The sequence below is a fragment of the Pseudomonas sp. FSL R10-0056 genome (genome assembly GCF_009600105.1).
In the GTDB taxonomy this organism is placed as follows: Bacteria; Pseudomonadota; Gammaproteobacteria; order Pseudomonadales; family Pseudomonadaceae; genus Aquipseudomonas; species Aquipseudomonas bubulae.
Genome location: NZ_WIWL01000176.1, coordinates 1 through 24931, shown reverse-complemented (window position 1 = coordinate 24931; position 24931 = coordinate 1). Strand labels below are relative to the sequence as shown.

Genomic DNA, 24931 nt, shown 5'->3' with positions numbered 1-24931 from the left:
ATCCCGTAGCAGCTGCCGAGGAACGAAGGCAGCTGCTACAGGACTTACTGTAATGCCCGTATAACCTCGGCAAATCCCGGCCGTGCCAGTACCTCTGGCTGAATACAGCGCTGTTGCAACCCTTGCAGCTCAATGCGCTGTTGATCGCTCAAGCCCGAGTCGATCCGCTCCAGCAACTCGCCCAGCAAAATCCCGAATGCTCGCACTTCGATGCGTTGCAGCGCCCGGCTTTGCGGGCTGTCGTCCAGGGCATGGAAGCACGCTGCACCGAAATCGCCCAGCAGGCAGTCACCCCGGGCATTGAATAAAATATTGTGTGCGTACAAGTCGCCATGGCAGATGCCCTGCGCGTGCAGGTGGCCGGCCGCCGAGGCAATGCCGCGGGCAATGCGCAAGGCGCTGTCGCGGGTGAAACGGGTGCTGTCGGCATACACGTCGCGGCTACAGGTGTCGAAGCTGGGCAGGGCCGCGAGATTGATAAAGGACGGGTCGATCAGTTCCATCACCAATGCGGCCTGATCGTCTGGATGACCCGTGACGCGGCCCAGTACCTTGATCAGGTTTGGATGCTGGCCTGCCGCGATGCAGGCATTCATTTCATTGAGCGGCGAGCCATCACTGGTGATGCTGCCCTTGTACAGTTTGACCGCCACCGGTTGCAGGGATTGCCCCGGTGCGCGCCACTGAGCCTGATAAATGATCCCGGAGGCGCCTTCGCCCAGCTTTTGCTCAAGCTCGAGCTGCGACCAGTCAATATTTGGCGTGGTGTCGGGCTGGTGCCGGGTGCTGGCATCTTCACGCAGCGGGTTGCCCGCATACGCCAGCCAGCTCAGGCCCGGCAAGGCCAGCAGGGTGTCGGGCAGTTCGCTGAACTGGTTGGCAGCCAGGCGGATCAGCTCCAGGCGTTCGCACTTGGCCAGACTGGCGGGCAGTTGCTGCAAGCGGTTACCTGCCAGCATCAGCTTTTGCAGCAGTGGCCGCTGGCCCAGCTCTTCGGGCAGTTGCTCGATGCAATTGTCGGTCAGGATCAGCCAGCGCAGTAAAGGAGGCAGTGCCGCACCGGGTACGTTGGCGATCCGGTTGGCCTTGAAACCAATCATGCTCAATTGCGCACACTGCCCAAGACAAACCGGCAGCTCGGTGAATTGATTGTCCGAGCAAAACAGGATGCGTAACCGGGTCAGGCGATGCAGGTCAGCGGGCAGGCTGCTCAGGGCGTTGCCGCTGAGGTTGAGGATTTCCAGGGTGTCGGCCAACTGGAATATCTCGGCCGGAAACTCGGTCAGCCCGCACGACAGATCAAGACGTTTGAGGCCCGCCAGTTGGCCAGCGCGCAGTTTAGCGAGGGTATCCATATGCAGGGTCGGGACTCGTAAGCAGGACAAAAAGTGTCGCGCATGATAGCGATTTATCGGCTTGGGGCCGAGGATTTGTCAGCGGCTTATGAGCGCAAAACGTGATGCACCTGGGCTCTGGCCAGTCAGCGGTAAAGGGCCCTTGGTCGGGCCCGGTACTGCTTATGCAGCTTTTAACGCAGCTCTCTGACCATCGTCGAAAGGGTGGTCAGCACGTCCTTGGCCAATTGCTTAGAACGCTTGCCATCCCAGCCGGTCTGCGGGTCCGGCGCATCGTTGTTGTCCTTGAACGGCATCTCCAGGGTCAGCGACAGGCAGTCGAAGCGTTGGCCAACGCTGTTGCAGGCCAGGGTCATATTGGCTTGCCCGGGTTCGTCGCGGGTGTAGCCGTGGGTGGTCTGGAAATCTTTGGTCAGGGCGCTGAGGTGCGTGCGAAAGCGTTCTTCCAGAGTTGCCAGGCGCTGGGTGTAGCCCGGGTTACCTTCGCAGCCTGCGGTAAACACATAGGGGATTTCTTCGTCGCCATGAATGTCGAGGAAGAGATCGACGCCGTACTGGCTCATCTGCTCCAGGACAAAAAACACTTCGGGGCTGACCTGCGGGCTGGTGTTTTGCCAGGCGCGGTTCAGGTCCTGACCGTTGGCATTGGTCCGCAGGTGCCCGTGGAAGGCGCCATCAGGGTTCATGTTGGGAATCAGGTAAAGATCGGCGTAGTCCAGCAGCTTGCGCATTTGCGGGTCGCTTCCTTGCTCCAGACGCTCCAACAGGCCTTCCATAAACCATTCGGCCATATGTTCGCCGGGATGTTGCTGGGCGATGATCCAGATCTTGCGCTTGTGGCTGGCGCCGCTACCTTTGCGCAACAACTGGATGTCGTGACCTTCAACGCTCTTGCCGGTGGCCAGCAGCTCGCAACCTGACCACTGCAGGGCATTTTTGATCAACTGATCATGACGTGCGCGGCTGTAGGGTTCGAAGTAGGCAAACCAGGCCTGAGGTTGCTCGGCTGCAAAATGAATATTCAGGGATGTGCCGTCGAAATCGCTCGGTACCCTGAACCAGTTTTCCTGATCGTAAGACGCCACTGCCTGATAGCCATCCCACGCTTTATTGTAGGAAGACTGGCTGGCGTTGCTCAATTGGAAATGGTGGGTGTGACCGGGTGTCAGGCCATCGACCTTGAAATGGAACCACTGAAAATGCGGGCTCTTGGTGTCCGGCTTGATGGCAAGTTTTACCTGCAACGGGTTGCTGGTATCCAGCACCTGGATATTGCCGCTGTCGAAGTCGCTGCTGATATGAAGTGAAGAGGGCGCCACGGTCATCGTCCAAATCCCGAAATCTGATAATTGTGGACGTTACTGTACCGTGCTATGGCGATAGGCCAATACAGAATTTTAGGCGGGAGGAAGAAGGAAATAGCGAAGGGGGGCGTCATCCTTGACGCATCGCAATTGTAGGGTTTTTGCGATTGATTCTCAAGTGCTAGATTGCCATTACGGCTATAGTCCTAGACTTCAGGCTTCCGTTTCTCGATGTTCTTTTGCTATCATCACCCTATCGTGACGGCCACCCAAGAAAATGGCTGCACACCAGACTTCATTAGCCTGAAGCACGCAGAGCCAGATAACTGGCCGCAAAAAAAAGACCCGGCCAGAAGCCGGGTCAAATAACCGTGATTAGCCTGATGAGGAGGTAATTCAAAAGACCGACCTAAGGTCCCTTGAATTATCGACTGATCTCGCGACCAGCTGCATGCAATAATAATCATTATCATTTGCAAATCAAGCTATTTCCCGCGCTTTCCCGAAATTAATTTTTCGCTCCCCGGCCCAATGCTCTATCCAGCGGCCTGCAGACCTAATCGAGTAACAGTTCCGTGGTGCGTTTGACCTCACTCATGGCGATATTGGAGTGGGCTTCCTGTACGTGTGGTTTCTGCAGCAAGTGATCGCGCAAAAAACGTTCGTAGCTGTCGATATCGTGGGTGACCACCTTGAGCAGGTAGTCCATGTCCCCGGCCATGGTGTAGCACTCGATCACTTCGGGGTAATCGGTAATCGCCTCTTCAAACTCGGTCAGATGGCGACGGCCGTGGCCCGACAGCCGCACATTGACGAACACCACTACATTGAGACCGAGTTTTTTCGGGTTGAGCAGGGCGACCTTGCGCTCGATCAGCCCTTCCTCTTGCAGACGGTGGATACGCCGCCAGCAGGGTGATTGCGACAATTCCACGCGTTCCGCCACCTCGGCGGCAGACAGGTCGGCATTGTGCTGAAGCAGGCGAAGGATCTTGCGGTCGATGGCGCTTAACTTTATCTGCATGAATTGATCTGTTTTCTTATTGTTTTTGAATGATGCATGCAGATTAGCAGAACAATTCCTGCAATTTAGAAAGAAAAATCCTAGGTAAAACCCTCACTCTTTTGCCACGGGTCACAGACTGACTTTAAGGTCTGGCTCGCATTCTGGCTAAAAACAAGAGAGAGAACGCAATGCCGATTTTTACCCACCCCGAATTCGATCACCACGAACACGTCCAGTTCTGTCATGACAAGGCCACGGGCCTCAAGGCCATTATTGCGGTGCACAACACGCGCCTGGGGCCAGCCCTGGGCGGTTGCCGCATGTGGCCCTATGCCGACGAGCAGCAAGCCTTGAACGATGTGCTGCGCCTGTCCCGTGGCATGACGTACAAGTCGGCGCTGGCCGGGTTGCCATTGGGTGGCGGCAAGGCGGTGATCATTGGTGACCCGCGCAAAGACAAGAGCGAGGCGCTGTTTCAGGCAATGGGTGGTTTTGTCGAGAGCATGGGCGGACGCTACATCACGGCGGCGGACTCCGGCACCGGGGTTGCTGAAATGGCCCTCATGGGCCAGCGCACCCGCCACGTGGTGGGTGCTGGCACCCGCGAACAACTGGGCGGTGGCACGCGCAGTGGTGACCCGTCTCCGGCTACCGCCCTCGGGGTCTTTATTGGCCTGCGTGAGGCAGTGTTGCAGCGTTTGGAGCGCCACGACCTGACGGGCCTGCGGGTGGCCGTTCAAGGGCTGGGTCAGGTGGGATACAACCTGGCCCGGCACCTGAAGGAGGCGGGCGCCGAGCTGTGGGTTCACGATATCCAGGAGGCCAATGTGCGCCGTGCTGTCGACGAACTCGGTGCCCATGCGGTCAGTGCACTGGATATTTACGGGCTCGATGTCGACGTGTTCTCGCCCTGTGCCATGGGTGCCATCATCAACGATGAAACCTTGCAGGTACTGCGTGCACCGGTGATTGCCGGTGCGGCCAACAATCAATTGGCCAAGGCTTCCCATGCCGATGAATTGTGGCGTCGGGGTTGCTTGCACGCACCGGATTACGCAATCAATGCGGGCGGCATTATTGACGTGTCTTACGAGTACAACGGTGGCACGCCTGAGCAGGTTCGCCAGCACGTTGAAGGCATTGGCGAGACGTTGCGTCAGATCTTTCTAAGGGCTAAAGCGCAGGACATGAACACCACGCGCATTGCCGACAGCCTCGCCCAGGAGCGTCTGAACGCGTGATAGCCAGGGCGCTGGTGCCCGCAGCAGGCAATCAGCGCCTTTTCACTTCAGCGGGCAGTCAGTTGTTGCATGTCGATAGCCTTGTCCAGCAATTGCCGGGATGGCTCCATAAGCAGCAGCAGGCTCAGCAGCAGATCCCGTTGAGAGCCCTGCTGATGCTCGCTGGCGCTTTGCGCATTGGCAATTGCGCAGCGCAAGTAATCCGAGGCCAGCACCAGAGCTTCTTCTTGGCTCACGTCATCGCTGACCTGGAAAATTTTCTTACCCGTAGCGTGTTGAGAAACAGGAGGTTTCAAATAATAGTCGAGGGCACGCTGGGTCGCGATGCTGTCCTTGATGGATTCAAGCCCGGCATCGGACTCGGTTTCGAAAGGGATTTTTGTTATGGGAGTCATGATTTACCTGCGTCTCAGGAGTTGATCGAGTCAGCTAAAGCAGATTAGTACATTAAGTATTTTTGTCTTATAAGTAAATAATACAATTCGTGTATTGTTGCGTCGAATTCAATCCGTATTGTTCGGCAGATGGATAAATGGATCGCTTTAGTCAGAACCAAATTGCGCGAGCTGAAACTCACGCAAGAAAAACTAGCCGAACGCGTCGGGGCTTCCCAGGGCGGAGTCGGCCATTGGCTCAATAAACGCCGTCAACCCGACTTGCCGACGATGAACAACGTACTTCACGCCCTTGGGCTGGAGCACCTTGAGGTCGCCCTGGTGATTCGTGAGCGCAACGAGGCGGGCGACAAGCCCGGGGTTGACGAATACACCTACGAGATCACATCGGCATTCCGCTACCCGGTGCGCGACTGGGTAGCGGCGGGTCACGTCAGCGAAAAGCTGCTGCCCGGTTATGCACCGCCCGGTACGCTGTTTGAAGTGAGTGATCACTACGCCAAGGGCGCTGCGTTCTGGCTGCTGGTCACGGGAGACGCAATGACTGCCCCGGTGGGGGTCAGCATTGCGCAGGGGATGATGATTCTGGTTGATCCGGACATCGAGGCCACGCCAGGCAAAATGGTCATCGCTCTTACGCCGGAATCCGATGCCACGACTTTCCGGCAGTTGATCGAAGAAAGCGGGCAACGTTACCTCAAGCCACTCAATCCGACCTACCCGAAAACCCTGTTTGATGAAAACTGCCGGATTATCGGCGTGGTGGTACAGGCCACTGCCAAGTTTTAGAAGCGGTGTGTCCATACTGCAAGTGAAAAGGCGGATACCGGTCACGGTACCCGCCTTTTCTCATTCCAGCTCGACCAGTGCCGAGCCCTCACTGACCATTTCACCTTCCTGGAAAAACAGCGCCTTGATCACGCCTGCATGGGGGGCTCGCAGGCTGTGTTCCATTTTCATGGCTTCCAGTACCACCAGCTGAGCACCGGCCTCGACGGTTTGCCCGACCTCGACCAGCACACGTACGATGCTGCCGTTCATCGGTGCAGTCAGGCCGCCCTGGGCCGTGTGACTGGCGTCCACGGCGCTGATCGGATCGTGCAGACGCACGCAGTGCAGATCACCGTCCCAGCGCAGGTACAGCGCATCGCCCCGACGGATGGCCAGGTGCTGACGGCGTACACCGTCCTGCTCGATGAGCAGGTGTTCATCGCGCAAAGTGGTGGTGTTGCCACTGAGGTGGATAACCTGCTGTTCACCCTTGCAGGCCAGAACCAGCAAGGTGTTTGCCGGCAGGCCGCTACGAAAGCCATTGGCTGCCGACCAGGGCGATGCCGGGTCATCGTTGCGCACCCGTAGCGGTTGGCTTTGGCTGAATGCCTGGGCAGCTGCAGACCAGAATGCCGTAGGCAAAGGTTCGGCAGCAGGCAGTAATTCTTCCTCGTAGCGTGGGATAAATCCGGTATCGAGTTCGGCTGCGGCGAAGGCAGGGTGGCCGATAATGCGGCGCAAGAAATTCAGGTTGGTTTTCAGCCCGCCAATAGCGAATTCATCGAGCATGGCCATCAGGCGCAAACGTGCCTGTTCGCGGTCTTCACCCCAAGCAATCAGCTTGCCCAGCATAGGGTCGTAGAACGGTGAAACTTCGTCGCCCTCGCTGACACCGCTGTCCACGCGACGGCCCGGGCCAGCGGCCGACTCGCGATACACCTCAAGACGGCCGGTTTGCGGAAGGAAATCATGGCCCGGGTCTTCTGCATACAGTCGCACTTCTATGGCATGGCCGTTCAACGGGACCTGAGCCTGGCTGATGGGCAGGGTTTCACCCCGTGCCACGCGGATTTGCCAGGCCACCAGGTCGAGGCCGGTGATGGCTTCAGTGACCGGGTGCTCAACCTGCAGGCGGGTATTCATCTCCATAAAGAAGAACTCGCCTCGCGCATCCAGCAGGAACTCTACAGTGCCCGCGCCCACATAACCGATGGCCTGGGCCGCACGCACGGCGGACTCGCCCATTGCCTGACGCTGTTCGACACTCAGGCCCGGTGCTGGCGCTTCCTCTACGACTTTCTGGTGGCGGCGCTGAATCGAGCAGTCGCGCTCATTGAGGTACAGGCAGTTGCCGTGCTGGTCGGCAAAAATCTGGATTTCCACGTGTCGTGGCTTGAGTACGTACTTTTCCACCAGCATGCGCGCATCGCCAAAGGACGACAGGGCTTCGCGCTGTGCCGAGGCCAGCGCCTCTGCCAGCTGGGCGACGTCCTCGACCACCTTCATGCCCTTGCCGCCACCTCCTGCCGTGGCTTTGAGCAGCACCGGATAGCCGATGCGTTCTGCGGCGAGGCGAAAGGTTTCCAGATCCTGGGCTTCGCCGTGGTAACCCGGCACCAGCGGTACGCCCGCCACTTCCATCAAGGTCTTGGCGGCGGACTTGCTGCCCATGGCATCAATGGCACTGGCGGGCGGGCCGAGAAATATCAGCCCGGCAGCTTCAATGGCACGGGCAAAGCCTGCGTTCTCCGACAAAAAGCCATAACCGGGATGAATGGCCTGGGCCCCACTGGCCTTGGCGGCTGCAATGATCTTGTCGATTTTCAGGTAGCTGTCGGCCGCTTTGCTGCCCCCCAGGTCTACGCAGATATCGGCTTCGCGGCAATGCCGCGCATCGCGATCGGTCGCGCTGTGGACGGCTACTGTGGTGAGGCCCAGGGCCCTGGCTGTGCGCATTACCCGGCAGGCGATTTCGCCACGGTTGGCAACCAGTACGGATGTCAGAATAGGGGCGCTCATGAACGCGGCTCCAGGGTCGATGGATCGGCTTGCCAGCTGGGGGCACGTTTTTGCAGAAAGGCGCGCAAGCCCTCCTGGCCTTCGGGGCTGACGCGGATGCGAGCGATGGCGTTTTCGCAGTAACGGCGAATAGCCAGGGTCGGTGCTCCGTGGCTGACTTCCCGCAACAGGTCCTTGCATGAGCGCATGGCCTGGGGGCTGTTGAGCAGCAGGTTGTCAATCCAGAGGTCGATGTGCTGTTCAAGCTCGGCGAGCGGGTAGCACTCCGATAGCAAGCCCAGTTCCCGGGCACGTTCGCCGCTGAAGCGTTCAGCCGTCAAGGCGTAGCGGCGGGCAGCGCGCTCACCGATGGCCTGCACCACAAAGGGGCTGATCACCGCAGGTGCCAGGCCGATACGCACTTCCGACAGACAGAACTGCGCGTCTTCGGCGCCGATAGCCATGTCGCAGGCACTGATCAGGCCCAGCGCACCACCATAGGCCGCGCCCTGGACCACGGCCAGGGTGGGCATTTTCAGCTTGGCCAGGTTGTACATCAGCTCGGCCAGGTGGCGGGCGTCGTCAAGGTTGGTGTGGTAGTCCAGTTCGGCCGATTGCTGCATCCAGGCCAGATCGGCACCGGCGCTGAAATGCTTGCCGCGCCCGCGCAGCACCAGAAAACGCAGGGCAGGGTCGGCTTGTACGGCCTCCAGCGCCAGAATCAGCTCACGAATCATCTCGGCATTGAATGCATTGTTCTTCTGCTCGCGGCTCAACCACAGGGTGGCAAAGCCCCGGGGATCGGTGTGCAGTTCGAGGGTGTTGAAATCCATCATGTTTGTCAGTCCTGAAAGGCTGTGGGGTTACATCCGGAACACACCGAAACGGGTGGCTTCGACAGGGGCGTTCAAGGCCGCCGACAGGCCAAGGGCCAAAACCTCTCGGGTTTGCGCCGGATCGATCACGCCGTCATCCCACAAGCGCGCGCTGGAGTAGTAGGGGTGGCCTTGATGCTCGTACTGGTCGAGGATCGGCTGCTTGATCTCGGCCTCTTCCCGGGCTGTAAACCCGACGCCATTGCGCTCGGCCTGTTCGCGCTTGACCTGCACCAGCACACCCGCGGCTTGCTCCGCACCCATCACGCCGATTCGGGCATTTGGCCACATCCACAAGAAGCGTGGATCGTAGGCGCGGCCGCACATTCCGTAGTTGCCGGCGCCAAAGCTGCCGCCAATGATCACGGTGAATTTGGGCACCCTGGCGCACGCAACGGCGGTGACCAATTTGGCACCGTGTTTGGCAATCCCACCGGCTTCGTATTTCTGCCCGACCATAAAGCCGGTGATATTTTGCAAAAACACCAGGGGGATGCCGCGCTGACAGGCCAGCTCGATAAAGTGCGCGCCCTTTTGCGCGGCCTCGGCAAACAGGATCCCGTTGTTGGCCAGAATCGCCACCGGGTAACCCTGCAAATGGGCAAAGCCGCACACCAGCGTGGTACCGAACAGGGCCTTGAACTCATCGAATACCGAGCCATCCACCAGCCGCGCAATCACTTCGCGTACATCAAAAGGCTGCTTGGCATCAGCCGGGACTATGCCGTACAGCTCATCACGGTCGTACAGCGGTACCTGTGGTGTGCGCTGCTGCAACTGGCCCAGCTTGCGCCAGTTGAGGTTGGCAACGCTGCGCCGGGCCAGCGCCAGGGCGTGTTCGTCGCTGTCGGCATAGTGGTCGGCCACCCCGGAAATCTTGCAGTGCACATCGGCCCCGCCGAGGTCTTCGGCGCTGACCACTTCGCCCGTGGCGGCCTTTACCAGCGGCGGGCCAGCGAGAAAAATCGTTGCCTGTTGACGCACCATAATGGCTTCGTCGGCCATGGCGGGTACATAGGCACCGCCTGCGGTACAGGAGCCCATGACCACGGCAATTTGCGGGATACCCGCTGCGCTCATGTTGGCCTGGTTGAAGAAGATCCGTCCAAAGTGCTCGCGGTCCGGGAACACCTCGTCCTGGCGCGGCAAGTTGGCACCGCCCGAGTCCACCAGATAAATGCACGGCAAGCGGTTCTGCTCGGCGATGGTTTGCGCCCGCAGATGTTTTTTGACCGTTAGGGGGTAGTACGAACCGCCTTTGACCGTCGCGTCGTTGGCGACAATCATGCACTCCACGCCCTCGACCCGACCAATGCCGGCAATGATTCCGGCGGCCGGAACGTCTTCGCCGTACACGTTGTAAGCCGCTAACTGACTCAATTCAAGGAAGGGCGAACCGCTGTCCAAAAGGCGGTCAATCCGTTCGCGAGGCAACAACTTGCCCCGCGAGGTATGCCGCTCCTGCGCCTTGGCGCCACCGCCTTGTTGCACCTGCGCTAGCAGGGCATGCAAGGCGTCGACCTGTTTGAGCATGGCGTCGCGGTTAAGCCCGAACTCGGCCGAGCGCGGGTTGATTGTCGTCTGCAAGATGGACATGCCTGCGCTCCTTAGCGGGTTTCGTTGAAGAGTTCGCGACCAATCAGCATGCGTCGGATTTCGCTGGTACCAGCGCCGATTTCATACAGTTTGGCGTCGCGCAGGAGGCGCCCGGCAGGGAATTCATTGATGTAGCCGTTGCCGCCGAGAATCTGAATGGCATCGAGGGCCATTTGCGTGGCGCGTTCGGCGCTGTACAAAATCACGCCGGCGGCATCCTTGCGCGTTGTTTCGCCACGTTCGCACGCGGCAGCCACGGCATACAGATAGGCACGGCTGGCATTGAGCTGGGTGTACATGTCAGCCACCTTGCCCTGGATCAACTGAAATTCGCCGATGCTCTGGCCGAATTGCTTGCGGTCGTGAATGTACGGCACGATCAGGTCCATGCACGCCTGCATGATCCCGGTGGGGCCGCCCGAGAGCACCACACGCTCGTAGTCCAGGCCGCTCATCAGGACCTTTACGCCGGCGTTGAGGGTGCCCAGCAGGTTCTCTTGAGGCACTTCGACGTCGTCGAAAAACAGCTCGCTGGTGTTGGAACCGCGCATGCCAAGCTTGTCGAAATGGCTACTGCGGCTGAAGCCTTTCCAGTCACGCTCAACGATAAATGCGCTGATTCCGTGCGGGCCTTTCTCCAGGTCGGTCTTGGCATAGATCACATAGGTGCTGGCGTCCGGGCCATTGGTGATCCAGGTTTTGCTGCCGTTGAGGACAAAGTGGTCGCCGCGTCTGTCGGCGCGCAGTTTCATCGAAACCACATCGGAACCGGCGTTCGGTTCGCTCATGGCCAGGGCACCGACGTGTTCGCCGCTGATCAGCTTGGGCAGGTATTTGAGTTTCTGTTCGTGGGTGCCGTTGCGGTTGATCTGGTTGACGCACAGATTGGAGTGGGCGCCGTAGGACAGGGCCACCGATGCCGAGCCGCGGCTGATTTCTTCCATGGCCACCACATGGGCCAGATAGCTCAGGCCGGTGCCGCCGTACTCTTCTGAGACGGTGATGCCGAGCAACCCCATGTCACCGAACTTGCGCCACATGTCGGCCGGGAACAGGTTGTCCTTGTCGATTTGCGCCGCCCGTGGCGCCAGTTCGGCAGCGACGAATGCCTGGACCTGATCGCGCAGCATATCGATGGTTTCGCCCAGGGCGAAGTTCAGGGTGGGGTAGCTCATGGGGCACCTATATTCATTGTTCTTGTGGAGGCGGTTACTGCGTCGCCATTGATAACCTTTACGTTAACGTAAACTTGGCGCCTTTAACTGTCAACGACCTTTACGTTAACGTCAACTTAGGCCAGAGTATTTGTTGTTCTTCAAATGAGCCGGTGCAGTACGCGCCTTGCTCATGCTCCCAAAACAATCACAAGAGGAGTTGCCATGAAGTTGCAATCCGTCCCCAGTTACAGCCAGGGTGCGCTGGACAAGCCGCTGCTGGCGATGACGATAGGCCAGGCTTTTGATCAGACTGCTGCGCGTTACCCGCAGGGGGAGGCGTTGGTGGTACGCCATCAGCAGCAACGTTATACATGGGCACAATTGGCCGAGGAGGTCGACCTGCATGCCAGGGCACTGCTGGCTTTGGGTTTGCAGGCAGGGGACCGGCTGGGGGTGTGGGCGCCTAATGGCGCCGAGTGGTTTATCAGCCAGTTTGCCAGCGCCAAGATTGGCGTGATTCTGGTCAATATCAACCCGGCATACCGGCTCTCGGAACTCGAATACGTACTCAAGCAATCGGCGTGTCAATGGTTGGTGTGTGCGGGCGCGTTCAAGACGTCCAACTATCACTCCATGCTCCAGGAGTTGATCCCTGAGTTGGCGGAGCAATCGGTCGGGGCGCTGGATTGTGTGCGCTTTGCCGATTTGCGTGGGGTCATCAGCCTCGCGGCTGAGCCGCCGGCAGGTTTTTTGCCGTGGTCGCACCTTGCCATGTTGGCTGACGAGGTCGAACCGGAGCAGTTACGCTGCCGCGAAGCCAGCCTGCACGTCGACCAGCCGGTCAATATCCAGTACACCTCGGGCACTACGGGCTTCCCCAAGGGTGCGACCCTCAGCCATCAGAACATTCTCAATAATGGCTATATGGTAGGCGAAAGCCTGGGGCTGACGGCCAGCGACCGTCTGGTAATCCCCGTGCCGCTTTATCACTGCTTTGGCATGGTGATGGGTAATCTGGGTTGCGTGACCCATGGCACTACCATGATCTACCCTGCGGAGGCCTTTGACCCGGGCCTTACGCTGCAAGCGGTTGCGCAAGAGCGCGCCACCGGGCTGTACGGTGTGCCGACCATGTTTATCGCCATGCTCGACCACCCGCAGCGTGCCTCGTTTGATCTGTCGAGCCTGCGCACGGGGATTATGGCCGGGGCCACATGCCCGATCGAGGTCATGCGCCGCGTCATTAGTGAAATGCATATGGGCGAAGTACAAATCGCCTATGGCATGACCGAAACCAGCCCGGTATCGATACAGACGGGGCCTGCGGATGAACTGGAATTGCGGGTTACCACGGTGGGGCGTACCCAGCCACAACTTGAGAGCAAGTTGATCGATGCTGCGGGCAACACCGTTGCCCGGGGTGAGATTGGCGAGTTGTGTACCCGTGGCTACAGCGTGATGCTCGGTTACTGGAACAACCCGCAGGCCACCGCTGATGCCATCGACGGTGACGGCTGGATGCATACCGGTGACCTGGCGCAGATGGATGAGCAGGGCTATGTACGCATTGTGGGGCGCAACAAGGACATGATTATTCGCGGTGGAGAAAATATTTACCCGCGGGAGCTGGAGGAGTTCTTTTTTACCCACCCGGCAGTGGCTGACGTGCAGGTTGTGGGTATCCCTGACGCCAAATATGGCGAAGAGATCGTTGCCTGGATCAAGTTTCATCCCGGGCATACGGCCAATGAACTTGAGCTGCAAACCTGGTGCAAGTCGCGGATTGCGCACTTTAAAGCACCGCGTTTTTTCAAGTTTGTCGATGCATTCCCGATGACCGTGACCGGCAAGATCCAGAAATTCAAAATGCGCGAGATCAGTATTCAGGAGTGCCAACAGAAATGACCAAACCCGTGGGAACGGGCTTGCTCGCGATGGCATCACCGCGATTTGCCAGACAGACCGCGGCGCCTGAATCGCGAGCAGGCTCGCTCCCACGGGGGTATGCAGTTAAGCAAATTATCAAACCACAGACAGCACAAAGGGGAGCCGAGGCTCCCCTTTAATATGTCGTTGCGTGCTCTTTTTTTATTATTGAAGGGCGGTCTATTGTTGTTTTTGGAACTCGCCCTTTTGCTGCGTTTTTGTGCGACCCCCATCCGGGGTCAAGAGCAAACGTATTTTTTTGAGCGCTGATCCACTTTTATCACCGGCTATCAAACCCGTGATCCAACCTGTGCGGGTGCTACCTGAAGGTAGTTTTATTCTTCTCTGCCCGGTTGCGAGGTGGTTTTTAGGCGCCTCGGAAAAGTAAACCTTCTCCAAAAAAATCTGTTAGCTGCGTCTCTGCCGTGTTGTTTTTGTTATGTCAGAGTCGTTTCGTATTGTTTTTATTATGTTGCTGCGGTTTTTATTCTTGTTATGCCATAGAGATAGCAGGAGCCGTGCCAACTTTTAAAAACCCTTATAAATCAACTAGTTGAGAATTAAGGCAATAAAAAACCGGCCTTGGCATGGCCGGTTTGTTTCCGTGTTACTCGTTTGTGTGGCGGCGAGGTAACACCCCGGAACACTTTTTAGCCCTGGCGGGCCTTTGCCACCCGTGATCCGGTAACACGACCCAGCACCTTGCAGATGTGCGCGCCGGCCAGTAACAGCTTGTCCATGTCGACCCCGGTATCGATGCCCATGCCGTTGAGCATGTACAGCACGTCTTCCGTGGCCACGTTACCGCTGGCACCCTTGGCATAGGGGCAACCGCCGAGGCCGGCGATGGAGCTGTCGAATACCGCGATGCCTTCCTGCAGGCTGGCGTAGATATTTACCAGCGCCTGACCGTAGGTATCGTGGAAATGCCCGGCGAGTTTTTCCCGCGGGACGCAAGCCGCTACCGTCTCAAACAGGGTGCGTGTGGCTGTCGGTGTACCGGTGCCGATGGTGTCGCCCAGTGACACCTCGTAACAGCCCATGGCGTACAGCTCCTGCGCTACCTGTGCCACCTGCTGCGCACTGACCTGGCCTTCATAAGGGCAGCCCAGCACACAGGACACATAGCCGCGTACGCTGATGCCGTGCTGCCTGGCCGCTTCAATAATGGGCACAAAGCGCGCCAGGCTTTCGCTGATCGAGCAATTGATATTGCGTTGCGAGAACGCTTCGGATGCGGCGGCAAATACCGCGACTTCCTTTACCCCGGCGGCCACGGCATCTTCAAAACCACGCAGGTTCGGTGCCAGCGCACCGTAGACCACGCCCGGCTTGCGGCGGATTTGTGCGAAGACTTCAGCCGAACCGGCCATTTGCGGCACCCACTTGGGGGAGACAAAGCTGCCGGCTTCGATATAGCCCAATCCGGCGTCGGTCAGGGCGTCAACCAGTTGCACCTTGTCCGCGACACTGATGGGTTGGGCCTCGTTTTGCAGACCGTCGCGCGGGCCTACTTCGATCAGCCGCACATGGGTTGGAAGTGTCATGGGGATCACCGTGTCCGTTGAAATGGGGTCTTGCCCAACCCTCACCCCAGCCCTCTCCCGGAGGGAGAGGGGGCAGATGGGGGTGTGCTGGAGTTCGCAGGCGGTCAGTCAGAGCGAGGGACTGTTAGTCGTCTGTTTTTTTATGGTCTGTTCCAGCGCCTGGAGACACCGCTCTTCAGCGGTATCGAGCTCCAGCTGCATCTGCTGGATATCCAGCAACTGCTGCTCAAGCTGCTCGCGGCGTTCGGCGATTTTGGCCAGCATGCTGTTGAGCTGTTTCTGGTTGCCGCTGGTGGGGTCATAAAGCTCGATCAGTTCGCGGCATTCGGCCAGCGAAAAGCCGATGCGCTTGCCGCGCAGAATCAGTTTCAGGCTGACTTTGTCCCGCGCCGAATACACCCGCTCCTGACCGCGTCGTTCAGGGGCGAGCAGGCCTTGCTCTTCATAAAAGCGAATGGCACGGGTGGTGATGTCAAGTTCACGGGCAAGGTCGGAAATACTGTACGTCTGGCTGCTCATGGGCGGGCTCTGGAGAAATCGTGTTGCTAAACTAAAGGTTGGTTGACGTATACGTCAAGCAGGCTTGCGGCTTCGAATTTCTGTTGTTGCTGGCACAGCTCTATCAGTTGCTCGCGCATCCAGCGATTGGCCGGGTCTTGCTCGGTACTTTCGTGCCAGTACAAATGGGTTTCCACATTGGGCAGTTCATTGAGGGGCAAGGCTACAAAGTGCAGGCCATGGCGGCGGGCAAAACGCTCGGGCACGGTCATTGCCATGTCGGTTTGCTGCAGCACATTGGAGGCCATCAGGTAATGCTGCGAGCGCAGGGTGATCTTGCGCTGCAGGCCCATCTTGCCCAGGGCCAGGTCGACCTCGCCGAGGCCGTTGCGCCGGGTCGAGATATGAATGTGGGTCAGCGCCAGGTATTCATCCAGGCTAAGGCCTGCCTTGGCGGCCAATGGATGGCCCTGGCGCATGGCGCAAACGTAGCGGTCCTCCATCAATTTGACGTGGCGCACCTGCGGGTCGGTGTTAAGTGGCGCATCCACCGCAAAATCCAGACGCCCGGCAGCCAGATCACTGGTGGTCTCACGCCGATGAGAGAGAAAACTCTCGACCACCACCGAAGGCGCCTGACGCCGTAGCCGCTGGAATAGCGGCGGCAAAATCACCGCTTCTGACAGGTCTGTCATGCTGATGCGGTAGGTCTTGTTGGCTTGCAGGGGGTTGAAGGTGCGGCTTTCCTGCACCGAAACACGCAACAGCGCCAGGGCACTGCGCACCGGGCTGATGATGTTCTGTGCCATGGGGGTGGGCACCATGCCCTGGGCGGTGCGCACGAACAACGGGTCATTGAAGCTCTCGCGCAATCGCGCCAGGGCATTGGACACGGCTGGCTGGGTGATGCCGATAATCTGCCCGGCGCGGGTCAGGTTGGCTTCGGTATAGATGGCGTCGAAGACGATAAACAGATTGAGATCGACCTTGTTCAGGTTCATGACGCGCTGGCTCTTGTTATTGGAAAGGAAAACGCGCCCCGATCATATATTGCTTATGAATGGTAATACACGTCGTTAATAGATGGCGCAAATAAAGGGTGGCTAATCTAGCATCGGGTATCACTTTTCAGCAGCCCGGTAGAAGGTAGTCACTTATGGATTTCGCTTACTCTCCGAAAGTTCAGGCCCTGCGTGAGCGTGTGACAGCGTTTATGGACGCCCATGTTTACCCGGCGGAGGCGATTTTTGATCAGCAGGTGGCTGAAGGTGATCGCTGGCAGCCCACAGCGATCATGGAAGAGTTGAAACTCAAGGCCAGGGCTGAAGGGCTATGGAATCTGTTTTTGCCAGAGTCCGAACTGGGCGCCGGGCTGACCAACCTTGAATACGCGCCGCTGGCAGAAATCATGGGGCGCTCGATGCTGGGTTCCGAGCCCTTCAACTGCTCGGCACCGGATACCGGCAATATGGAAGTACTGGTGCGCTACGCCAGCGAGGCACAAAAAAAGCAGTGGTTGGAGCCGCTGTTGCGGGGTGACATTCGCTCGGCGTTTGCCATGACCGAACCGGACGTCGCCTCGTCGGATGCTACTAGTATGACGGCATGCGCCGTGCGTGACGGTGACGAGTGGCTGATCAATGGCCGCAAATGGTGGACGTCGGGAGCTTGTGACCCTCGCTGCAAGATCATGATTTTCATGGGCTTGAGCAACCCTGAAAATCCGCGGCATCAGCAGCACTCAATGATCCTGGTGCCGGTAGACACCCCAGGGGTGAAAATCGTACGGCCACTGCCGGTATTCGGCTACGACGATGCTCCTCATGGTCATGCCGAAGTGCTGTTCGACAACGTACGAGTGCCGTATGAAAACGTTTTGTTGGGTGAAGGCCGGGGCTTTGAAATTGCCCAGGGGCGTCTTGGGCCGGGCCGGATTCACCACTGCATGCGCTCGATTGGCATGGCCGAGCGGGCACTGGCTTTAATGTGCAAGCGTTCGCTGGCACGTACCGCGTTCGGCAAGCCGCTGGCACGTCTGGGAGCCAATATCGACAAGATCGCCGACTCGCGCATGGAGATCGACATGGCGCGCCTGTTGACCCTCAAGGCTGCGTATATGATGGACACGGTAGGCAACAAGGTGGCCAGAAGTGAAATCGCCCAGATCAAGGTTGTCGCGCCCAACGTTGCCTTGAAGGTGATTGACCGGGCCATTCAGATGCATGGCGGGGCAGGGGTTTCGGCGGATTTTCCGCTGGCTTATATGTACGCCATGCAGCGCACGCTGCGCCTGGCGGATGGTCCGGACGAAGTACACCGGGCGGCAGTGGGCAAGTTTGAGCTGGATAAATATGCACTCTAGGGAGAGGGGGCATTTGACCTTGCACACTCAATAAACCCACACCTCAACCCGACGATTCTTCTGGCGCCCTTCATCTTCGATATTGGCTGCCACCGGCATTTGTGCGCCATAGCCCCGAATTTCCCTGGGCACCACGCCGCTTTTCACCAGCTCGCGGCGTACGGCCATCGCCCGCAACGTTGACAGCAATTGTGCTCGCTGCGGGTCATCCTTGGCATCGCCAAAACCCACCAGTGTGATCTGTTTGTCGAGTTTGCCATGGGCGCTAAGGTAGTCGGCCACACGCAGCAAGTCCTGACGCGCCTTGTTATCCAGTGAGGCGCTGCCTTCTTCAAAACGGAAGTTGACTGACAGGCGCTGTGCCTCCCGCGTCAGCGCCTGATACGCCTGGGGCATGTGCGCGCCCGGTAGCACGCTGCCAGCTTGTACGCTTTGGGCGACAAAGCCGTTTTGCCCGACAATGGCCTGACCTTGCGGGCTTTGGGTGAAGGCAACCAGTGCTTTTGCCCAGGGATTTATCGTCGAGGGAGGCAGGTAAAAGAACAGACGCCGCGACAAGGGGTAGTCTTCGCTGGCAATCAGGCTGGTGAGCGGCAGCATGGGCTGCGATGCGCCATCAACGATAGCCAGGGCCTTGGCCTCACGGATATACGGCAGGCCGATAAAGCCGATGGCTTGTGGGTCACGGCTGACGGTATCGGATAGCTCTTCGCTGGATTCGAAACGCTGTGCCGTACTGCTCAAGGACTGCCCGTTGCGGTTCAAGACCAGCTCTTTAAAGGTCTCCCAGGTGCCGGACTGGCCATCGCGGGCATATAAATGAATGGCACCACCGACCCCGCCCAGCTGTTCCCAGCGGCTGATCCGGCCACTGAAAACCTGTGCCAGTTGCTCGGTATCAAGCTGATTGAGCGGGTTGCGCGGGTGGAGAATGATCGCCAGGCCATCGATGGCAATCACTTGTTCGGCGCTCGGGCTTTTCAGGTCTCCCAGGCGCTCAAGGTCTACCAGTTCGCGGTCCTTGATGGGGCGCGAGGACGCCACCAGATCCGCATGCCCGGCGGCCAGGGCAGTAAAGCCGGTACCCGAGCCATGGGCGGCGACATCCACCCGGATCTGCCGGCCCTGCGCCGTGGTGCCGACAATAGTGTGCTCGTTGGGCGGGATGACCGGGACACTGTGGATGTCATGCAGGCCTTGCTCGGCGAGCATGGCGCTGACCAGTGCAGGGCCAAGGTTGGCGCCGATGGTGTTGGAGCCCTGGATGCGCAGGTCGGCAGCGCAGACCAGGCCGGTCAGCGCGCATAACAGGGTCAAGGACATAAAACGCAGCATCGGCAGGCACCTTCCTGGAGCCATAGAAAGGCCTGCAATTTAAGTCAGAAAGGTTTCAAGCCGATGACAGGCCCCTCTGTAGCAGCCTCGTTCCTTCGGCAGCTGCTACGGGATTGTTCTTAGCTCAATTCCAGCCAGATCGGCGCATGATCCGATGGTTTTTCCATGCCACGCAGGTCGTAGTCCACACCCGCTGCCTTGATTCGTGGCACCAGCCCCTGGGAAGCAAGGATCACGTCAATGCGCAGGCCACGCTTGGGCTCATCCTCAAAACCACGGCTGCGGTAATCGAACCAGCTGAAACGGTCGGCCACGTCCGGGTGCAGGTAGCGAAAGCTGTCCACCAGGCCCCAGCCCTTGAGACGTTCCAGCCACTCGCGTTCTTCCGGCAAAAAGCTGCACTTGCCGGTTTTCAGCCAGCGCTTGGCGTTGTCCGGGCCGATACCGATATCGCAGTCCTGCGGCGAGATATTGATATCGCCCATTACCACCAGTGGTTGTTCATTGCTGAACTGGCTTTCAAGCAGCTGCTGCAGGTCGCTGTAGAAACGCTGCTTGGCCGGGAATTTGGTGGGGTGATCGCGGTTTTCGCCCTGTGGGAAGTAACCATTCATGATGGTCACCGGCTGGCCGTTTTCGTCAGCGAAAGTGCCCCAGATAAAACGCCGCTGGGCGTCATCTTCATCACCGGCAAAACCCTTGTGCAGCTCCAGAGGTGCCTGGCGCGAGAGCAGGGCGACCCCGTAATGGCCTTTTTGACCATGGAAGTGCACGTGATACCCCAGCGCTTCGATGTCGGCGATGGGGAACTGATCGTCATGGACCTTGGTTTCCTGCAGGCCGATCACGTCAGGCTGGTGTTTCTCGATCAGCGCTGCCAGCTGATGTGGCCGAGCGCGCAGGCCGTTGATGTTGAATGAAACGATTTTCATGGGCGGGCAGTCCTGAACAAAACTGCGATGCTAGCGGACTGACGCTCTGGCTGCCAGCGTGCAGTGGGGCAAATGCACTGCTAACGTAGGATGCACTTGGCCATGATGGAACTGTTGTGGCCCTCGGGGGTTCGTACGCATTAGAAGCGCCGCTATCCAGGCCGCGCCGGGGAGTTGATCGCATGACGCAAACGCCGAACGCCACCAGTCAGATCCAGTTGCTTGACAGTGGCTATTCAAGAGAAGCGCGCTCCTTGCTGTATCAGGCCTATCGCCATGAGCCGACATTCCGCTTTCTGTTCAACGCCGAGCGCAGCGGTTACGAACAACGGGTTCGCGCGACAGTGCGGGAGCTGGTCAGGCAACATTTTTTTCAGGACTTGCCGGCGCTGGGGTTGCTGGTCAATGACCGCCTGGTGGGCATTGCCCTGATTGCCCCGCCGCAGCGGCGCCTGGGGATTACCGAAAGCTGGGCCTGGCAGTTGCGCATGGTGCTCAGTGCCGGGCTGAACTGCACGCGGCGGTATCTGGACTATCACCAGGCAGTGCAGGCCTGCGTGCCGGGAGATGCCGTGCATATGCTGCCGTTGCTGGGTATTCATCCCGAATTCCAGGGTTTGCATTACGGTGAGCAGTTGCTTGAAGCAGTGCATAACTGGTGCGCCGAGGACGAGCACTCCGAAGGTGTGGTGCTCGACACCGGAAACCCGCATTACCTTGAATTCTACAAGCGCCAGGGCTATGTGGAGATCGGGGAAGTTGCGGTGGGGCCGGTGATAGAACATGTGTTCTTCCATGCCAATCCGCAGGTGTCACATACCGCAACGGTTTGAACACGAACTTTTTGCCCGTTGACGCGCTCTATGAGCACCCCAGCCCGTGATAGCATCCGCGCCTATGACGTTCCCAGGAAGATTTACCAGTGGTGTTGTCCTGCTGCTCAGCAGTTTTGCGGCGTGTGCCCAAAGCGAGTTGGTGGTCAAGGTCAAACCGGCAAACGACGCCCTCAAGGCCAACGTGGAAGGCTATATTGGCAGCCTCGGCGATCGTGACGAGAAAGCGCTTTTGCGTTTTCAACGTGGCGCGCAGGAGCAGGCCCTGAAAGCCTCCCAGGCCTTGGGTTACTACCAGCCCTCCATCGACGCCGAGGTCAAGCCCGGCGATCCGCCGCGTCTGGTGTTGAGCATCGATCCCGGCGAGCCGGTGCATCTGCGCAACGTCAACGTGCGCGTCGAAGGCCCGGCCGCTTCGCTGAAGGCCTTTCAGATACCGGCCAGCGATGATCTCAAACCCGGCGCGGTGCTCAATCAGGGCAACTACGAAGACGCCAAGCGCCTGATCCAGAACCGTGCCCTGCGTTACGGTTTTTTCAATGGTAAATTCACTCAGCACGAACTGCTGGTCGACCCCAAGGGCGGTTTTGCCGATATCAATCTGGTCTACGAAAGCGGCCCGCGTTTTTTTCTCGGTAAAGTCAGTTTTGCCGGCGATGCACCCTTTGACCAGACCTTGCTGCAACGCATGGTGCCGTTTACCCCGGATACCCCGTACGACTCGGAACTGGTTGCCGAACTTAACCAGAACCTGCAAAGCAGTGGCTACTTTGAAGTGGTGCGCGTCGATGCCGCACCCAGTACTGCGGTGGGGCAGGTGATCCCGGTCGACGTCGACCTGGAAACCCGCAAGCCTCGCACCATGACCCTGGGCCTGGGTTACTCGACCGATACCGGAGCCCGTGGCAAGGCCAGCTGGATGCGCCACTGGGGCAACCCGCGCGGTGACAGCTACGGCTTTGAATCCGAAATATCCCAGCCCAAGCAAAACGTCGGTGCCTGGTATGACATCCCGCTGGATCCACCGCTGACCGATAAACTGCGTCTTGCTGCGGGTTATCAAAACGAAGAAATCGCCAACACCGACACCTTGAGCAAGCTGCTCACGGTCGGCCCGGAGTGGCACAGCAAACTGGATAACGGCTGGACGCGCGTCATCTCGCTCAAATGGCAGCATGAAGAGTACCGCCTGGGCGATGACTCGGGCCTGAGTACCTTGCTGATGCCGGGCGTCAGCTATTCGGTATTGCGCAGCGACAACCGCATCGACCCCAGTCACGGCTACAGTGTGACCACGGATATGCAGGTGGCCAAGCAAGGGTTGATGTCCGATACCAACCTGCTGCATGGCGATGTGCAGTTCAAGGCGTTGACCACCCTGTGGGAAAAACACCGCTTTTTGGGCCGGATCCAGTTTGGTGGCAGTGCCACCAACGGCTACAAATCGATTCCACCGTCACTGCGCTTCTTCGCCGGTGGCGACCAGAGCGTGCGTGGTTATGATTACCAGAGTCTGTCGCCGAAAAACTCCGAAGGTGATCGTATTGGCGGGCGCTACATGCTCGCGGGTAGCCTGGAATATCAATATCAGTTCGCCGAAAAGTGGCGCTGGGCGACCTTTGTCGACCAGGGCAATGCGTTCAACACACTGGACTTTCCGAGCCTGAAAACCGGGGTCGGCGTTGGTATTCGCTGGATCTCGCCGGTAGGCCCCATACGTCTGGATCTGGCCCATGCGCTGGATGACGATGGCGGTGTCCGTTTGCACTTTTCGATGGGGCCAGAACTGTGATTCGTGGTTTGAAAATAGCCGGGCTGGTGCTGGTGGCGTTGGTGCTGCTGGCCGTTGTCAGTGTGGGCGTGATTCTGGGTACGCAAGCAGGCAGCCGCTGGGTGCTGGGGCAGGTACCGGGTTTGCAGGTGGAGAATTTTGCCGGGCGCCTGGGCGGCCAGTGGGGTGCCGATCATCTCTTGTGGGAGCAAGGCACCAGCCGGGTGGAGGTAAGCCGGCCGATCTTTGCCTGGTCGCCGGGCTGTCTGACCCGCATGACGCTATGTATCGATCAATTGCAGGCTGACGCCATCAGCCTGCAATTTCCGCCCAGTGAAGACAGCAGCAGCGGGCCGATCAGCCTGCCGGAGCTGAAATTGCCGCTGGCGATTGAAGTGGGTGTGGTCAAGGTCGGCAATGTACTGTTCAACGGCATCGAGCAGCTCAAGGGCATGCAGATGTCGGCGCAGTGGACGGCCAAGGGCTTGCAGCTCGACTCGGTGCAGGTCGAGCGCGAAGACCTCAACGTTGAACTGTCCGGCCTGCTGCAACCCAATGGCGACTGGCCGTTGACCTTGCAAGGTAACGTCAGCCTGCCAGCTCCGGATGGCAAACCCCTGGCGATCGCGCTCAAGGTTGATGGCAATCTGCGTACTAGCTTGAACCTCAAGGCCGACACCACCGGTTATATCAATGCGCACCTGACGGGCGAGCTGCAGCCTTTGGCCGACAACTTGCCGGCGCAATTGAAAATCACCGCCGAACCGTTCAAGGCCAGCCCCGATCTGCCGGACACCCTGGTGCTCAATCAGTTGTTGCTGACGGCCAAGGGCGACCTCAAGGACGGCTATGAATTGAATGGCAGCGCCCTGTTGCCTGCCGAAAAACAGCCAGTGAACCTGCAGCTCAAAGGCCGCGTGGATGCCAAGGGTGCGCAGATCGCAGCGCTGGACCTGACCGCCAACCCGCAGCAGCGCCTGAAACTGTCGGGGCAAGTGGACTGGCATGAAGGCTTGAGCGCCGAGGCCAAAATCGACTGGCTGGAGTTTCCCTGGCACAACCTGTATCCGCTGATCGACAAGCCTGATGTGGATTTGCGCACGTTTGTGGCTGAAGTGTCCTATCGCGACGGTAATTATCTGGGCAACTTCAAGGCGGACCTTGATGGCCCGGCGGGCAAGTTCAGCCTCAGCAGCCCGTTCAGTGGCGATCTGGGCAAGGTCTTCCTGCCGCAGCTCAAACTGGTGGCCGGGCAGGGCAAAGCCGAGGGCCACGTCAATGTGCAGTTTGCCGATGGCGTGGTGTGGGACACGGCGCTGGACCTGAGTGCGCTCAACCCTGCGTATTGGGTGGCCGAGTTACCGGGTACGCTGGCAGGCCCGTTGCGCAGCAAGGGTTCATTTAAAAACGAGCGTCTGGAGCTGGATGCCAATCTCGACCTCAAGGGCCGTTTGCGCGGCCTGCCTGCGGTGCTGCAAGCCAAGGCCCAGGGCGCCGGTGAGGCCTGGACCGTCAGTGCGCTGGATATTCGCCTGGGCGATAATCGCATCAATGGTAGCGCCAGTTTGCAGCAGCAAATCAAGGCCCAGCTTGATCTCAATATGCCGCGTCTGGGCCAGCTGTGGCCCGAACTGCGCGGTCAGCTCAAGGGCCGTGTCGATGTAGGCGGAACCCTCAAGGCACCGCAAGGCAAAGTGGCGCTCAATGGGCAGCAACTTGCGTTTGCCGACAATCATCTGCAAAGCCTGACCCTGGATGCCAGCCTCGATCGCAACCAGCGTGGCCGCATCGACCTCAAGGGCAGCGGCATCCGCGCCGGTGACACCCAACTGGGCGTGCTCACCGCCAACGGCAGTGGCGATATCAAGCGTCAGCAGCTCAAGCTGGATTTGCAAGGACCGTTGGTGCAACTGGGCCTGGCCGTGGATGGCGGCCTGGACAAAGGCAACTGGCGCGGGCGACTGGCCAGTGGCGACGTCAAGGCCGGCGGCCAGGCCTGGGTGCTGCAAAACCCGGCACGGCTGGAGCG

The 24931-nt window shown here is 58.9% G+C and carries 19 protein-coding genes and 1 pseudogene; 7 read left to right on the top strand and 13 right to left on the bottom strand.

Annotated features, from left to right (window positions below; translation table 11 throughout):
• Positions 1–44: 44 nt before the first annotated feature.
• The 3 genes from GHO42_RS12000 to GHO42_RS11990 form a co-directional block, all read right to left on the bottom strand.
• Positions 45–1355, bottom strand: coding sequence for a protein kinase (locus GHO42_RS12000; RefSeq protein ID WP_153327874.1), 1311 nt, complete (start codon positions 1353–1355; stop codon positions 45–47).
• A gap of 173 nt (positions 1356–1528) precedes the next feature.
• The gene (locus tag GHO42_RS11995; protein WP_153327876.1) at positions 1529–2680 is read right to left on the bottom strand and encodes a M14-type cytosolic carboxypeptidase; all 1152 of its coding nucleotides are present in this window, start codon (positions 2678–2680) and stop codon (positions 1529–1531) included.
• Between the two features lie 535 nt (positions 2681–3215).
• Positions 3216–3683, bottom strand: coding sequence for an Lrp/AsnC family transcriptional regulator (locus GHO42_RS11990; RefSeq protein ID WP_095001684.1), 468 nt, complete (start codon positions 3681–3683; stop codon positions 3216–3218).
• 170 nt (positions 3684–3853) lie between these two features.
• Between GHO42_RS11990 and GHO42_RS11985 the strand changes: the two genes are divergently transcribed.
• A complete protein-coding gene (locus GHO42_RS11985; protein WP_153327878.1) occupies positions 3854–4906 on the top strand; it encodes a Glu/Leu/Phe/Val dehydrogenase dimerization domain-containing protein in 1053 nt (350 codons plus the stop codon).
• Between the two features lie 47 nt (positions 4907–4953).
• Here GHO42_RS11985 and GHO42_RS11980 read toward each other — a convergent pair whose 3' ends face one another.
• The gene (locus GHO42_RS11980; protein WP_095001682.1) at positions 4954–5301 is read right to left on the bottom strand and encodes a DUF6124 family protein; all 348 of its coding nucleotides are present in this window, start codon (positions 5299–5301) and stop codon (positions 4954–4956) included.
• Between the two features lie 129 nt (positions 5302–5430).
• On the opposite strand from GHO42_RS11980, the gene GHO42_RS11975 reads away from it, so the two are divergent.
• Complete coding sequence (locus GHO42_RS11975) at positions 5431–6090, top strand: LexA family transcriptional regulator (RefSeq protein ID WP_095001681.1); 660 nt, start codon at positions 5431–5433, stop codon at positions 6088–6090.
• A 60-nt stretch (positions 6091–6150) separates the two neighbouring features.
• On the opposite strand, the gene GHO42_RS11970 is transcribed toward GHO42_RS11975, so the two are convergent.
• Genes GHO42_RS11970 through GHO42_RS11955 form a run of 4 tightly spaced genes read right to left on the bottom strand, consistent with a single transcriptional unit; the run spans position 6151 to position 11716 of the window.
• The gene (locus tag GHO42_RS11970; RefSeq protein WP_153327880.1) at positions 6151–8091 is read right to left on the bottom strand and encodes an acetyl/propionyl/methylcrotonyl-CoA carboxylase subunit alpha; all 1941 of its coding nucleotides are present in this window, start codon (positions 8089–8091) and stop codon (positions 6151–6153) included.
• The gene (locus tag GHO42_RS11965) at positions 8088–8906 is read right to left on the bottom strand and encodes a gamma-carboxygeranoyl-CoA hydratase (protein ID WP_095038682.1); all 819 of its coding nucleotides are present in this window, start codon (positions 8904–8906) and stop codon (positions 8088–8090) included. The genes GHO42_RS11970 and GHO42_RS11965 overlap by 4 nt, the downstream gene beginning before the upstream one ends.
• Before the next feature lie 27 nt (positions 8907–8933).
• Entirely contained in the window at positions 8934–10541 is a 1608-nt protein-coding gene (locus GHO42_RS11960) for a carboxyl transferase domain-containing protein (protein WP_095001678.1), read from the bottom strand.
• An 11-nt stretch (positions 10542–10552) separates the two neighbouring features.
• The gene (locus GHO42_RS11955) at positions 10553–11716 is read right to left on the bottom strand and encodes an isovaleryl-CoA dehydrogenase (RefSeq protein ID WP_095022892.1); all 1164 of its coding nucleotides are present in this window, start codon (positions 11714–11716) and stop codon (positions 10553–10555) included.
• A gap of 204 nt (positions 11717–11920) precedes the next feature.
• Between GHO42_RS11955 and GHO42_RS11950 the strand changes: the two genes are divergently transcribed.
• On the top strand, positions 11921–13603 hold the full coding sequence (locus GHO42_RS11950) for an AMP-binding protein (protein WP_153327882.1): 1683 nt from the start codon (positions 11921–11923) through the stop codon (positions 13601–13603).
• A gap of 671 nt (positions 13604–14274) precedes the next feature.
• Here GHO42_RS11950 and GHO42_RS11945 read toward each other — a convergent pair.
• The 3 genes from GHO42_RS11945 to GHO42_RS11935 form a co-directional block, all read right to left on the bottom strand.
• Positions 14275–15171 carry a hydroxymethylglutaryl-CoA lyase gene (locus tag GHO42_RS11945; protein ID WP_095019304.1) on the bottom strand — a complete coding sequence of 299 codons (897 nt, stop codon included), beginning with the start codon at positions 15169–15171 and terminating at the stop codon, positions 14275–14277.
• Between the two features lie 108 nt (positions 15172–15279).
• Positions 15280–15690 carry a MerR family DNA-binding transcriptional regulator gene (locus GHO42_RS11940; RefSeq protein ID WP_095001674.1) on the bottom strand — a complete coding sequence of 137 codons (411 nt, stop codon included), beginning with the start codon at positions 15688–15690 and terminating at the stop codon, positions 15280–15282.
• A 26-nt stretch (positions 15691–15716) separates the two neighbouring features.
• The gene (locus GHO42_RS11935) at positions 15717–16670 is read right to left on the bottom strand and encodes a LysR family transcriptional regulator (protein ID WP_095022890.1); all 954 of its coding nucleotides are present in this window, start codon (positions 16668–16670) and stop codon (positions 15717–15719) included.
• 155 nt (positions 16671–16825) lie between these two features.
• Between GHO42_RS11935 and GHO42_RS11930 the strand changes: the two genes are divergently transcribed.
• On the top strand, positions 16826–18031 hold the full coding sequence (locus GHO42_RS11930; RefSeq protein ID WP_095001672.1) for an acyl-CoA dehydrogenase: 1206 nt from the start codon (positions 16826–16828) through the stop codon (positions 18029–18031).
• Between the two features lie 27 nt (positions 18032–18058).
• Here GHO42_RS11930 and GHO42_RS11925 read toward each other — a convergent pair whose 3' ends face one another.
• Together GHO42_RS11925 and xthA are read right to left on the bottom strand one after the other, a co-directional pair.
• Positions 18059–19366, bottom strand: coding sequence for a substrate-binding domain-containing protein (locus GHO42_RS11925; RefSeq protein WP_153327884.1), 1308 nt, complete (start codon positions 19364–19366; stop codon positions 18059–18061).
• Positions 19367–19485: 119 nt separating this feature from the next.
• Positions 19486–20298, bottom strand: a complete 813-nt coding sequence (gene xthA / locus GHO42_RS11920) for an exodeoxyribonuclease III (protein WP_095001670.1) — start codon at positions 20296–20298, stop codon at positions 19486–19488.
• A 182-nt stretch (positions 20299–20480) separates the two neighbouring features.
• Between xthA and GHO42_RS11915 the strand changes: the two genes are divergently transcribed.
• The 3 genes and pseudogenes from GHO42_RS11915 to GHO42_RS11905 all read left to right on the top strand — a co-directional run.
• The gene (locus GHO42_RS11915; RefSeq protein ID WP_095001669.1) at positions 20481–21131 is read left to right on the top strand and encodes a GNAT family N-acetyltransferase; all 651 of its coding nucleotides are present in this window, start codon (positions 20481–20483) and stop codon (positions 21129–21131) included.
• 64 nt (positions 21132–21195) lie between these two features.
• On the top strand, positions 21196–22923 hold the full coding sequence (locus GHO42_RS11910) for an autotransporter assembly complex family protein (RefSeq protein WP_095001668.1): 1728 nt from the start codon (positions 21196–21198) through the stop codon (positions 22921–22923).
• A pseudogene (locus GHO42_RS11905) lies at positions 22920–24931 on the top strand (translocation/assembly module TamB); the annotation flags it as partial. The gene GHO42_RS11910 and the pseudogene GHO42_RS11905, both read left to right, overlap by 4 nt.